Here is a 12471-nt window from a genome sequence, read left to right as displayed (position 1 = left end):
TTCCTTAGCGCTCCACCACAGTGCGGTAAGCGAAGACAAGGAGACCGTTGTGCCCGGGTCTCGTTACCGGCCACAGCGCCAGCTTGGGTCCATGGGCGCCCTGAAAATGAATACCTCGCCTCGGAAGCGTCGTCACGAGCTCGCTCGCCAGAACGAGCTTTCCGCTCGGCACGGCAGCGAGCAGCGTGTCGGCAACCGGGCCGTAGACGACGTGCAGCGTCTGCCTAACGACCGACTCGAACTTGTCCGCGCGGCGCGTGCGAGCCGGGCCGGTATCGAAGTTCACAACCACGGTCTCGCCACGTCGCACCGCGTAGAGGCTGTCCTGCAAGTCGGTACGTCCTTGTGGAATGATCGGCCCGAACAATGGAGCTGGCTTTGACGCAGAATCTTGCGCGATTGCGGCCGGCGCAGCGACGGCGACGGTAGTAGCCGGCGCATGGGGTGCCGAGTCGGTAACGACCTGCGCCGGCACGGACGGCGCTCCTTGCAATTGAACAGTGGGCGTCGCTGCCGCAGGCGGTGTCGAATCGTGCGTGGCCACCACCGGACTCGCTGCGGCGCGTCTCGGCGTCCGCGGTGGCGCCGGCGGCTCTGGTTGCCTCATCGCGGCACTCACCCCGGCGGCACCGACGACGGCGACGACCACGATACTCAGCGTCCACGCGACGAGACGTACGATCATTCGCTGGCGACGATCACGCGCCGCGAGCCGCTCGGCGTGGAGGCAGTGTAGGCACACCGCCATCCCAGGGCGGCGCTCGTGCGGACAATCAATTCTGTGGCGTCGCGGCATAGACACTGTGGGGACGACGCGCGCGCTCGGGCGTAACGTCCGCGTCGGTCGAGGCACGAATTCATCCCAGCACCCCGTGATGACCGTCACCACCCGCGCTTCCGAGTCGTCTTTCACCCACGATCGTTCCGTCTCGGCGCTGATTTTGACGTTCGGAGCTCCTGATATGACTCTTCATTCTCGATTGGCTGCTTGGACGCCTTCACTCGTTCTTGCGGCGTCGGCAGCGTGTGCCACGCGCCCCGCCTCGTCGACGGTAACCACCCCATCACCGATGGTCGCGCCGATGGTCACACCGCACGTCGCGATGAGCGATGCCGACGTCACCGTTGCGTTCCGCGCTCTGCTCGATGAAGTGATCGGCGACAGCGCCGACAAGGTGTGCCTCAGCATCGCGGCAACGAACGGCGCCGATACCGATCCGAGCAGTACGGTCATGCACGCGCTGAGCGGCCACGGTCCGGCACGTCTGCTGACGCATTCCGCCTGCGCCGACGACGAACGCAACTTCGGCAATGCTCGCGGGCTGCTCCGCCTGCGCGACGTCTCGCACGTCGATGAGCATACGCTGATGGTACATGCGGACGCGGTTGGTGATCACACCGCGCGATATGAGTGCCTCGTGCCTGCCGCCGCGAACAGCGTCCAGCATCCCCACTGCCGCATCACGCAGCGTGATTGGCCGGGAAGTCAGGCAAGAGAGTGAGTCAAAGCCGGCCCTAGCCCCTAGCCAGTCTAGCGGTACTCATCCATCAGCTTCTCGAGTTCCGCTTTCCCCGGGCAGAGCGCCTCGAACGGCACGTCGACGAGCGGTCGCTCAACGGTATGTGCTGTCTCGTGCATGTCCGCCGAGCGCTCGTCGATGTACAGCAGGCCAGTGACGATCTCGCCGCGGTCCTGACGCGCGCGCACATGCGCGTACGCGGCGTCGCGATCAGTGGGATCGTATTCACTGGCGACCTCGCGAAAGCGGAGAATGCTGCCGTCGTGCATCGTCACCGAGACGCTGGCGCCCTGCTCGGTCTCTGCGGTGATCTCGCGCTGCAGGGGGACGAAATCGACTGGCGCCAGCTCGTGATAATTCTCGCGCGTGAAGCGATAACTCTTCGTCGATCCTTCGTGATCGTTGAAGCTCACGCACGGCGAGATCACGTCGATGAGCGCAAACCCCTTGTGCCGCAATCCCGCTTTCAACATCGGTACCAGTCGCGTCTTATCCCCCGAGAATCCACGCGCGACGAACGTCGCGCCGAGACTCAACGCGAGCAACACGGGGTCAATCGGCCGCTGGACGTTCGACTCTCCGCGCTTCGATTTCGACCCCACGTCCGCGGAGGCCGAGAACTGTCCCTTCGTTAGGCCGTAGACGCCGTTATTCTCGAGCACATATAGCATGTCGACGTTGCGCCGGATCGCGTGACACAGCTGCCCGAGGCCGATCGAGAGTGAGTCGCCGTCGCCGGAGACGCCGATGTAGATCAGATCGCGGTTGGCGGCGTTTGCCCCGCTCGCGACGGACGGCATGCGTCCGTGAACCGAATTGAATCCGTGCGACTGCCGCATGAAGTACGCGGTCGTCTTCGACGAGCATCCGATGCCGCTCATCTTCGCCGCGCGATGCGGCGGGATGTCGAGCTCGAAGAAGGCCTGCACCATCGCTGCCGTCACCGAATCGTGCCCGCAGCCCGCACAGAGCGTCGACATCGCGCCTTCGTAATCGCGCTTCGTGAGACCAAGCGCGTTGATCTGCAGCGACGGGTGCCTAACGGGCGGCTTCTGAATCGACGTCATGCAACGCGTGCCTCCAGGTGCCGCGTGACTTCGGACGTGACGAAGTCGGCGGTGAGCGGCATCCCGCCGTAATCCAACACCGGCGTCATCCGATCGCGCGCCAGTCCCGTCTCGATCGCGAGGAGCGATCGGAGTTGCGCGTCGCGATTCTGCTCGACGACGAAAATCGTCTCGTGCGTCTCGAGGAACTCCCGCACCACCGTCCCAAAGGGGAACGCCTTGATGCGCATGTAATCGACTTCGATCCCATTAGCTGCAAGCGCGTCACGCGCTTCGAGAAGAGCCGCGTGCGTCCCGCCAAGGGCGACGATTCCGACCGATATCTTTCCCCCGTTCCGGTGCATTTCCGGCTCGGGCACAGCTCCTTCCGCCGTCTTGAGCTTCTTCGCAAGACGATCGACGACCTCTCGATATTCGTCGGCGTCCTCGGTGTACGCGGCGTGCTTGTCGTGACCGGAACCGCGCACGAAGTACGCGCCTTTCGGATGCACGCCGGGAAGTGAACGGGCGGCGATGCCGTCGCCGTCGACGTCGAGATAGCGCGAGAAGCGCTTGACGCGCTCCAGATCGTCGGCGCCGAGCACTTTGCCGCGGTCGGGCCGATAGCTGTCGTCCCACGTTAGGCGCGGCACCATCCAGTCGTTCATCCCAATATCGAGGTCCGAGACGACGAACACGGGTGTCTGGAATCGCTCCGTGAGGTCGAATGCCGTCACCGACATGGAGAAGCACTCAGCGGGACTGGACGGAAAGAGCGCGATGTGCTTCGTGTCGCCATGCGAGAGATACGCAATCGAGAGCAGATCCGCCTGCTGCGTGCGCGTCGGCATGCCGGTGGACGGACCGGTACGCTGGATGTCGAAAAAGACCCCCGGGATCTCGGTGTAGTACGCGAGCCCGATAAACTCGCTCATGAGCGAGATCCCGGGACCCGCCGTCGAGGTGAACGCGCGCGCACCCGCCCACCCGGCGCCGATTGTGATGCCGGCTGCCGCGAGTTCGTCTTCGGCCTGCAGGATGCAGAAGTTGTTGCGCTTCGTCTCGGGATCGACGCGATAGCGTTTGCAAAACCCGCTGAAGGCCTCCATGAGGGACGTCGCGGGCGTGATCGGGTACCAGGCACCCACCGTCGCGCCGGCATAGAGGCAGCCCAACGCCGCCGCCGTGTTACCGTCGAGGAGAACCTGATCACGCGTCGCGTTCATGCGCTCGAGCCGAATCGGCAGCGGACAGGCGTAATGCTTCTTCGTGTAATCGTAGCCGAGATGAAGGGCGCGGAAGTTCGAGTCGAGCAAAGAGCGCTTCTTCGCGAACTGCTCGCGGATCATTTCGCCGATGACGTCCATGTCGATGTCGAGCAGCGCGACGAGCGCACCCGTGTACGCAATGTTGCGCATCAGCGTGCGCTCGCGGTCTCCGGCGAAGGCTGCGACACAGAGTTGCCCGAACGGCACGCCAAGGATCTGAATGTCGTCGCGCGCCAGCGCGGCGTCGAGCGGCCATGACGAATCGTAGAGCAGCCACCCGCCACGCTTAACGGCTGAGACGTCCTTCGCGTAGGTCGCCGGATTGAGCGCGACCACGAGGTCGATGTGCGCGGGGCGCGATGTGTAGCCCTTCTTGCTCACGCGGATCTCGTACCACGTCGGCAATCCCTGGATGTTCGATGGAAATACGTTCTTCCCGGACACTGGAATGCCCATGCGATAAATCGACTGCATGAGCAAGCCGTTGGCGCTGGCCGAGCCGGTGCCGTTGACCGTAGCGATCTTGAAGGCGAAGTCGTTGACCATGGTCGAGGGGCTAGGGGCTGGGGACGAGGGTCGACGGCGCGCGCGGACTCGTTGGAGAAGGCCCTAGCCCCAAGCCCCCGGCCCCTAGCCCCTCTTTCCCGGCGTACGGCACAAGCAGATCGAACCTCCGCATATCCCACGCTGCCGTCGGACACCGTTCGGCGCACAAACCGCAGTGCAGACAGACGTCTTCGTCCTTCACCATCACGCGTCTGGTCTGTGGCAAGGAATCCGAGACATAAATCTCCTGCGTGAGGTTCGTGGCCGGCGCGGAGAGCCGCGACCTGAGATCAACCTCCGAGCCGCCCGGGGCGATCGTTAGGCAATTCACCGGACATACGTCGACACAGGCGTCGCACTCGATGCAGAGATTCGACGTGAAGTGTGTCTCGATATCGCAGTTGAGACATCGCTCTACCTCGGTTGCCGTCTGCTCTGGCGTGAACCCCAGCTCGACTTCGACCGACAGCTTCGCGAAGCGCCGCGTAAGATCCGCATGCGTCATCTTCGTCCGCATCGCGGAGCTGTAATCGTTGCTGTAGCTCCACGCGTGCATCCCGACCTTCGCGCTCACCAGGTTCATGCCGTACGCCGGCCGCTCGGTCAGCGGTAGACCCATGCAGTGATTGTGAATGGAGATCGCCGCCTGATGCCCGTGCTCCACGGCCCAGATGATGTTCGCCGGTCCCCACGACGCGTCGCCGCCGAAAAAAACACCGGCGCGTGAACTCGCGAACGTAAGCTTATCGACCTTCGGCATGTTGTTCTCGTCGAACTCGACGCCGAGGTCCCGTTCGAGCCACGGAAACGCATTCTCCTGCCCGATGGCGAGAATCACGGAGTCGCACGGAATCACGACCGTCTCGACGACTTCACTTTTCTGCTTCCCGCTCTGCTCGAACCAACGCAACCTGTCGAGCTCCATCCCAACCAGCTTTCCCCTCTCGACCACGAATCGCTTGGGCGAATGGTTCTCGACGACCTCGACGCCTTCCTCTTCAGCGTCCTCCAACTCCCACGGTGATGCCTTGAAATACGGACGTGATCGGCGCGCGATCACCTTGATGTCGGCACCGCCGAGACGGCGCGACGTTCGGCAGCAATCCATCGCCGTGTTGCCGACGCCGATAATGAGCACACGCTCACCGATGCGGTCGATGTGGCCGAAGTGCACGTTCGCCAACCATTCGATGCCGATGAAGATCTGATCGGTGTCGTGTCGTCCCGGAATCTCCAGCTCCTTCCCCGTCGGCGCTCCACTCCCGACAAAGATCGCGTCATACCCTTCATCCAGGAGCGCGCGCATGCTCGTCACGGGCGTGTCGTACCGAATGTCCACGCCCATGTCGAGGATCATTTGCGTTTCCTCGTCGAGCACTTCCGCCGGCAATCGGAACGACGGGATGTTGACCCGCATCAGGCCGCCCGCACGTCGATGCTTCTCATAGATCACGATCTCGTAGCCAAGCGGCATGAGGTCGTTCGCGACCGTGAGTGAGGCTGGCCCGGCGCCGATGAGCGCGACACGCTTGCCGTTCTTCTGCGACGGAATCGGCGGAAGAAACTCGCGAACGTCGTCGCGAAGATCCGCGGCGACGCGCTTCAGCCGGCAGATGGCCACCGGCTTCCCGTCGACGCGCCCTCGACGACAGGCGGGCTCGCACGGCCGGTCGCAGGTGCGGCCGAGAATCCCCGGAAAGACGTTTGACTCGCGATTGAGGAGGTACGATTCCGTGTAACGTCCCTGCGCGATGAGACGGATGTACTCGGGCACATTGGTGTGCGCCGGACACGCCCATTGGCAGTCGACGACCTTGTGATAGTACTGCGGATTGCTGACGTCGGTGGCCACTCGCTCGCCGCTCCTCGGTCGGAGTTGGAAGTGGATGATCGTATCGGGAGCAGGCCCAGTCAATCAGCGATCTCCGTTCGCGGCTAAACCATTCCGGGGCTGCTCCGTACTCAGTACTGACTAGTGTCGTACTGCTGACGGCTAACGGTCGAGGACCAACAATGACCACCCTTCTGCACGACCTGCGCTACGCTGGTCGACTCCTTCGCAAGAGTCCGCTCTTTACCGGAATCGCGATCCTCACGCTCGCTCTCGGCATCGGAATGAACAGCGCTGTGTTCTCCGCGATCGAGACGATGCTCCTGCGATCCCTTCCCGGTGTGCCCGACGCGTCGCGTCTCGTGCAGATCTTTCGCACCTGGCCAGGCTATCAATACGGCGCCACGTCGCCCGCGCATTACTTCGACGTCCGCCAACGGTCCACCGACGTCTTCTCCGGAGTCGCCGTCTGGGACTTCGCGCCAATCAACCTTTCCGCTGGTGGACGCACCGAGCGGATCATGGGGCAGATCGTTTCGGCCAATTTCTTTTCGACGTTCGACGTCCACGCGTCGCGCGGTCGGACCTTTACGCCGGACGAAGACACGAAGCCAGGTGCGCATCCCGTTGCGGTTCTGAGCAACGCGGGATGGCAGTCGGTGTTCGGCGGAGACCCGCAGATCATTGGGCGATCGATTCTGCTCAATGGCCATCGCTACACGATCGTGGGCGTCACACCGCCCGAATTCCGTGGGCCCGTAGCCATCGTCGTCCCCGTGCTCTGGGTGCCGCTGATGCAGCTTTCCGAGATCGAGCCGAGCTCCGGCCATCATCTCGAGGATCGCGCTGCGAACTACCTGAACTGCGTCGCCCGTCTCCAACCCGGCATCACGATCGAGCGCGCGAGCGATCGCATGAAAGCGATCATCGCGGAGTTGCGAGAGCTCTATCCCGACGAGTACAAGGACTCCGGCATGCTGTTGCTCAGTCAGGCCGAGGCGGGGATTCACCCGAAGTTCCACGGTACGCAGGTCGCTCTCTCGAGCGTCGTGATGGCGGTCGTGATCCTCTTGCTGCTCATCGCCTGCGTCAACGTCGCGAATCTCTTCCTCGCTCGTGCGCATGACCGGGGCCGCGAGATGGCGGTGCGGTTGAGCCTGGGCGCTGGCCGCGGGCGACTCGTCAGGCAGCTTCTCACGGAGAGCATCGTCTTCTCGCTTGCCGCCGGCGTGGCAGGTCTCGTCGTCGCATGGGGCGTAATCTCGATCGTGAATCGTGTTCGCCTACCAATCGACATCCCCATCGATCCGGACCTCCGGCTCAACGGTGCGGTGCTGCTCTTCACGCTCGTCGTCGCGCTGCTGACGGGAATGTTGTTCGGTCTTGTCCCGGCACTCCAGGCGACCCGGCCCTCACTGGTTCCCGCGCTCAAAGGCGAAGCGCCGGCTGGAGGATCGCGCGCACGAATGAGCCGCCCGCTCGTCGTCGCGCAGATGGCGCTGTCGCTGATCCTTCTTGTTTGCTCGGGTCTTTTCGTGCGAAATCTTCGCGCGGCGACGGCGATCGACAAAGGCTTCTCGAGCGACAATTTGCTGCTCGCCGCCGTCGATCCCGGAATGAACGGCTATGATCGCGCGCGTGTCGACGACTTCTACCGACGCTTGCTCGCGCGGCTCACTGAGATGCCATCTGTCCGCGATGTTGCCTTCGCAGACGACGTCATTCTTGGTCTCAGCAGCTCCGACATGGGCGTCGGCATCCCCGGGTACACGCCGACGAAAAATGAGAGCATGAGCATCAATTACAACACCGTGTCGCCGGGCTACTTCGCCACGATGGGCATGAGACTGCTTCGCGGACGCGACTTCTCCGCGCACGACGACAGCACCGCGGAACCTGCCATCATCGTCAATCAGCGCTTCGTCGATCGCTTCTGGCCCGGCCAGGATCCCATCGGCAAGCGCGTCAAGACCGCCGGACGTGATCGCACGATCGTCGCCGTCGTTGCGACGGCCAAGTACTTCTCGTTAGGTGAAGCGCCGCGACCGTTCATGTACTTGCCACTCGGCCAGTTCCATCGCACCGCACTCGTCATCCACGTACGCACCGCCGGCGATCCGGCGCGGTTCGCGCCGCGCCTTCGAGCCGAAGTCGCCGCGATGGATCCCGACCTGCCGCTCACCGACGTCCGTACGATGAACAACTTCCTCGGCGTCGCGCTCTTTCCGGCGCGGATCGTCGGCGCCGTCCTCGGCCTCTTCGGCATCCTCGGTCTCGTCCTCGCCGCCGTCGGCGTGTACGGCGTGATGTCCTACTCCGTCTCCCAGCGCACCCGCGAGATCGGCATTCGAATGGCCATCGGTGCCGGGCGCCGCGAGGTCGTGAGCCTCGTAATGCGCCAGGGCATGACGCTCGTCGTCCTCGGCGCGGCAATTGGCCTGGCTGGCGCGTTTGTCGCCGCGCGGCTACTCCATGGGATTCTTTACGGCTCCGGTGGAATCGACCTTATCGCATTCACGACGGTGCCGGTCGTGCTCCTCTCGGTCGCGATGGTCGCGATCTGGATCCCAGCTCGCCGCGCCGCGAGCGTCGATCCGATGAGAGCGTTGAGAAGCGAATAGGGCAGAGGGTTGAGGGTTCAGAGCAGAGGGCAGAGGGCAAACCCTCGACCCTCAACCTCAACCCTTCATGGCATCGGCCTCGGTCTCGGCCAGGGCCACGGCCAGGGCCACGGCCCACGACGACCTGCGAGCGCACGCACCGCCAGCTCGCGCGTCTTGTCGTCCTTCGACTGCAGCAAGCCGCTGAGCGCGTCCTCGTTGTGCTCGCCCGACTGCAGCAGCGCGCGCACCAATGCCTGGCGAACGCGTTCGGGCTGATCCTGCTTGAGCGCGTCGGTCACGGCGGGAATCGTCGACGGATCGGCGATCTGACTCAACGCCCACGCCGCCTTGAGCCGTACGTCGTCGTCGTTGTCCCTCAAGGCCGCCGTGAGCGCTGCCGGGGCGCGATCGGAGTGAATTTGACCGAGCGCCCACGCCGCCGTCGCACGGACCTCGCTCTCGCGATCGTGCCCCAGCGCGTCGGCAAGTGCGTCGGCACTGTTGCGCATGTTCATCTCGCCGAGCGCCCAGGCGGCCGTCTCTCGAACGTCGGCGCTATCGTCATTCTTGAGCGCATTCGTTAGGCCGTCGGCCGCTTCCCGCGAGTTCATCTGGCCAAGCGCCCACGCCGCCATTTCGCGCACGTCACTGCTGCGATCCGTTCGCAGCGCGGACGACAGTCCGCCGACTGCCGTTCGCGCCTCGAGCTGACCCAGCGCCCACGCCGCGACACGCCGTACTTCCGGGCTGGTGTCGTCGCGCAGCACGCGCATCAGCTCATCGACGTTATCCTTTGCTTCCATCCGACCAAGCGCGACAACCGACGCCCCGCGGACATCCGGGTACTGATCGCGCAGCAGCGTCGCGACGCTGCGTGCCGCGCTCTTGTCGCCGATCCGGCCCAGCGCCCACGCACCGTCGGCGCGCACGTCCGGCGACGGATCACGCAACACTCGGAGCAACGGTTCGACGGCATCCTTAGCGCCTAACAAGCCGAGCGCAATCGCCGCCGACTGTCGCTCGCCCGCCGAGGATGCACTCGTTCGGTCCGTGAGTGGCGCGATGAACGTCTTGTCCTCGCTCCGGCCGATGATCATCGCCGCAAGGTGCCGAACGCAGGCGTCGTCGGCACCGAGGGCATCGAGCAGCGCCCGCTCATCGTCGCGATTGAGTCGCGCTCGCATCATTTCGCGGATACGCATCCGCACTTCTGCGCCGATCGACATTGCCGGCGCATCCCAGTAGCTGCCGCCACCCCAGCGTCCGGTCGACGCAACGCCGTCGCCGGCGAGCAGGCAGATCGACGGCGCGACGCCGCGCGCGCTCGTAAGAAGCTCGCGGACGTCCGGCGTGTGGTGGTGCATGGTGGCAATTGCGACGCTCGGCGCGATTCGCGGTGAGCTCGTCGTCACAAAGACACTCATGATTAGAAAACTCGAACGAATCATCGTCTCCTCCGGAAAGTACTGCTGAATATTCAGCACTTGCGTGCAAGCTCGAGCACCGGGCGTGAGCCCGGTGCGCATCAACCGTCAATCAGGCATGGGACGGGGACGTGGGCGGGGACGCGGCTCGGGCCACGATCCCGACGATCCCGCGAGCATCCGCACGGCGCGCGAGCGCATATCCGCGTCCTTCGAGGTCAGCGCCTCTTTGATCACACTCTCATCATCCACGTGCAGGAAGGTGAGTGCGCGTAGTTCGGCCAGCCGCACCTCGGTGTTCGTCTCGCGCCTGAACGCTTCCGATACTGCTGGCGCCGTGTCGTCGTCCTCGGTCTCGGCGAGCGCCCAGGCCGCCGTCTCGCGCACGTGCGGGCTCTTGTCGCCTAACGCAACGACGAGCGCCCTCGCTGCGGGACGCCGAGCCGAGTTGCCCAGTGCCCACGCCGCCGACTCACGTACGTTGTCGCTCGGGTCCGAAGTCAAGAGTGCCTCGATGACATCGCGATCTTCGTCACGCAGCTCGGAGTTGCCAAGTGCCCAGACGGCTGTCTCACGCACTTTGTCGCTCGCGTCGCGCCGCGCCGCGTCGGCGAGCGCGCGATGCGCGTTATCCCGGCGCGAATCCGACAGTGCCCACGCTGCCATTTCACGCACGTTGTCGTCTTCGTCGCTGCGCGCTGCCACGGCAAGTGCCTCGACCACCGTCGGTGAATCGCCGGCTTCGCTCAGCCCCCACGCCGCCATGCGACGTACATCGGCATCCGGATCACTCCGAAGGACCTTGAGAAGAAGCGCAACCTTGGCAGAATCGACTCCCTCCTTCGCCTGTTTGCCGCCAACGGCGGCCGAGATCGCCGCCGCCGCTTGTCGAACCGCGAACGTGCTGACCTTCGTTAACGCGTCAGTGAGCGTTTCCGCACCAGTCGACGACGCGGCTGGCGTCGGGCTGGGAGTTGGCGTCGGTGCGGGAGTCGCCTCTGGCGCTGGGTCACGAGAGAGTACTACTCGGTTCGTCTCGTTATGCGAATTGGTGACCACAGTCGTGATCTGCGCCGTACGCCCGACACTCCGCGTCGTACGCTCTACGCTCTGTGCGTGACGCTCAACGCTCTGCGCACCACGCTCCCCGCTCAGCGCCTTCCGTTCTGCGCGCGGTGCCATCGCTGCCACCGAGAGCGCGAGCGCGCCGAAGCCGAGGAGCAACGTCGCCGACTGAATCCGGCCCGGGCCAACGCGCGCGACCGCTGGATCGAGGATCGCGAGGACGCGCCCTTCCAGCTCGCGACGCCTCGCCATCGGCATCGCCGTTGCCGGCGCGCCGTAGCGCCGGACACTGATCACGATGTCGAGCAGATGATCCGCATAGTCGCTCGCCCGCGCCCCGCATGACAGCACGAGATCGTCGCACGCTCGCTCGCTCTCCGCGCGAAGCCGGCGCGCCGCCGTCCACACCAGCGGATGGAACCAGTAGATGGCGCACGCAACACGGCCGAGCGTATGGCCAACGAGATCACGCCGCTTGACGTGCGCCAGCTCGTGGAAGAGGACCGCGCGACGGCGGCTATCGCTCCACTGCTCGGCGCTCGTCGGCAGTACGATCGTCGGGTCGAGGATACCACACGCGAATGGCATCTCGATGAGGGGGCTCAGGAGCAGCCGCGGCACCGAATCGAGATCGAGCCGATCGGCAATCTCGCAGAGCGGCGCTTGCCACGCGCGCTCGTCGAGGGCGCGACCAGCACGAACGATGCGCCGGACAGAGAGGGCGCCAAACGACAGCCAGGCGAGCAGTACGCTCGCGACCGCGGCCCAGACGAGGAGGATCGTCGTCCAGAGCGGAAACGTCCGTTCGTTAGCCGTGACCGGCGTGATTGTCGCGGAATTGATAGGCGCAGGGGCAGCCGCGACGTCGATGCGATTCGGCTCGGCAACGACTGGCGCCGATGCAGCGGGAGTCGGTGCCGGTGTCACTTGCGGCAGCGACGGCACGAATGTCCTTGGCACGATCGCGAGCCGGACTGGCGCCCACAGCGAGACCGCCGGCAGGAGAAGAATCCCGGCTAGCGTCGCCAGCCACACGAGGTGACGAGTGCCGGCGGACGCGCGACGCAGTAGCGCCGTCGCGCCGAGCGCGCCGATGAGCAGGATCGTCGCCTTGACGAGCCAGGCAACGAGATCGGTCTGCGTCAGCTGATATATGAAAGCACTCATC

General features: G+C 64.6%; 8 protein-coding genes. 2 read left to right on the top strand and 6 right to left on the bottom strand.

Features of this window, described 5'->3' with window-relative positions; all coding sequences use genetic code 11:
- Positions 1-4: 4 nt before the first annotated feature.
- On the bottom strand, positions 5-685 hold the full coding sequence (locus tag VGH98_06875; GenBank protein ID HEY2375684.1) for a hypothetical protein: 681 nt from the start codon (positions 683-685) through the stop codon (positions 5-7).
- A 277-nt stretch (positions 686-962) separates the two neighbouring features.
- On the opposite strand from VGH98_06875, the gene VGH98_06870 reads away from it, so the two are divergent.
- Positions 963-1502, top strand: coding sequence for a hypothetical protein (locus VGH98_06870; protein ID HEY2375683.1), 540 nt, complete (start codon positions 963-965; stop codon positions 1500-1502).
- A 29-nt stretch (positions 1503-1531) separates the two neighbouring features.
- Here the strand turns inward: VGH98_06870 and VGH98_06865 are convergent, their stop codons facing one another.
- From VGH98_06865 to VGH98_06855, 3 genes are read right to left on the bottom strand one after another with little or no spacing between them, the layout of a single operon-like run.
- Positions 1532-2587, bottom strand: coding sequence for a 2-oxoacid:ferredoxin oxidoreductase subunit beta (locus VGH98_06865; GenBank protein HEY2375682.1), 1056 nt, complete (start codon positions 2585-2587; stop codon positions 1532-1534).
- Positions 2584-4380 carry a 2-oxoacid:acceptor oxidoreductase subunit alpha gene (locus VGH98_06860; protein ID HEY2375681.1) on the bottom strand — a complete coding sequence of 599 codons (1797 nt, stop codon included), beginning with the start codon at positions 4378-4380 and terminating at the stop codon, positions 2584-2586. Before VGH98_06860 ends, VGH98_06865 begins: the two co-directional genes overlap by 4 nt.
- 10 nt (positions 4381-4390) lie before the next feature.
- On the bottom strand, positions 4391-6232 hold the full coding sequence (locus VGH98_06855) for an FAD-dependent oxidoreductase (GenBank protein ID HEY2375680.1): 1842 nt from the start codon (positions 6230-6232) through the stop codon (positions 4391-4393).
- A gap of 161 nt (positions 6233-6393) precedes the next feature.
- Here VGH98_06855 and VGH98_06850 point away from each other — a divergent pair, with 161 nt between their 5' ends.
- Positions 6394-8832, top strand: coding sequence for an ABC transporter permease (locus VGH98_06850; GenBank protein ID HEY2375679.1), 2439 nt, complete (start codon positions 6394-6396; stop codon positions 8830-8832).
- 65 nt (positions 8833-8897) lie between these two features.
- Here VGH98_06850 and VGH98_06845 read toward each other — a convergent pair whose 3' ends face one another.
- Together VGH98_06845 and VGH98_06840 are read right to left on the bottom strand one after the other, a co-directional pair.
- Positions 8898-10262, bottom strand: coding sequence for a HEAT repeat domain-containing protein (locus tag VGH98_06845; protein ID HEY2375678.1), 1365 nt, complete (start codon positions 10260-10262; stop codon positions 8898-8900).
- Positions 10263-10346: 84 nt separating this feature from the next.
- The gene (locus tag VGH98_06840; GenBank protein HEY2375677.1) at positions 10347-12470 is read right to left on the bottom strand and encodes a M56 family metallopeptidase; all 2124 of its coding nucleotides are present in this window, start codon (positions 12468-12470) and stop codon (positions 10347-10349) included.
- Position 12471: the final 1 nt, after the last annotated feature.

The organism is Gemmatimonadaceae bacterium (assembly GCA_036496605.1).
Lineage (GTDB): Bacteria > Gemmatimonadota > Gemmatimonadetes > Gemmatimonadales > Gemmatimonadaceae > AG2.
This window is presented reverse-complemented; position numbering and strand designations above follow the sequence as displayed.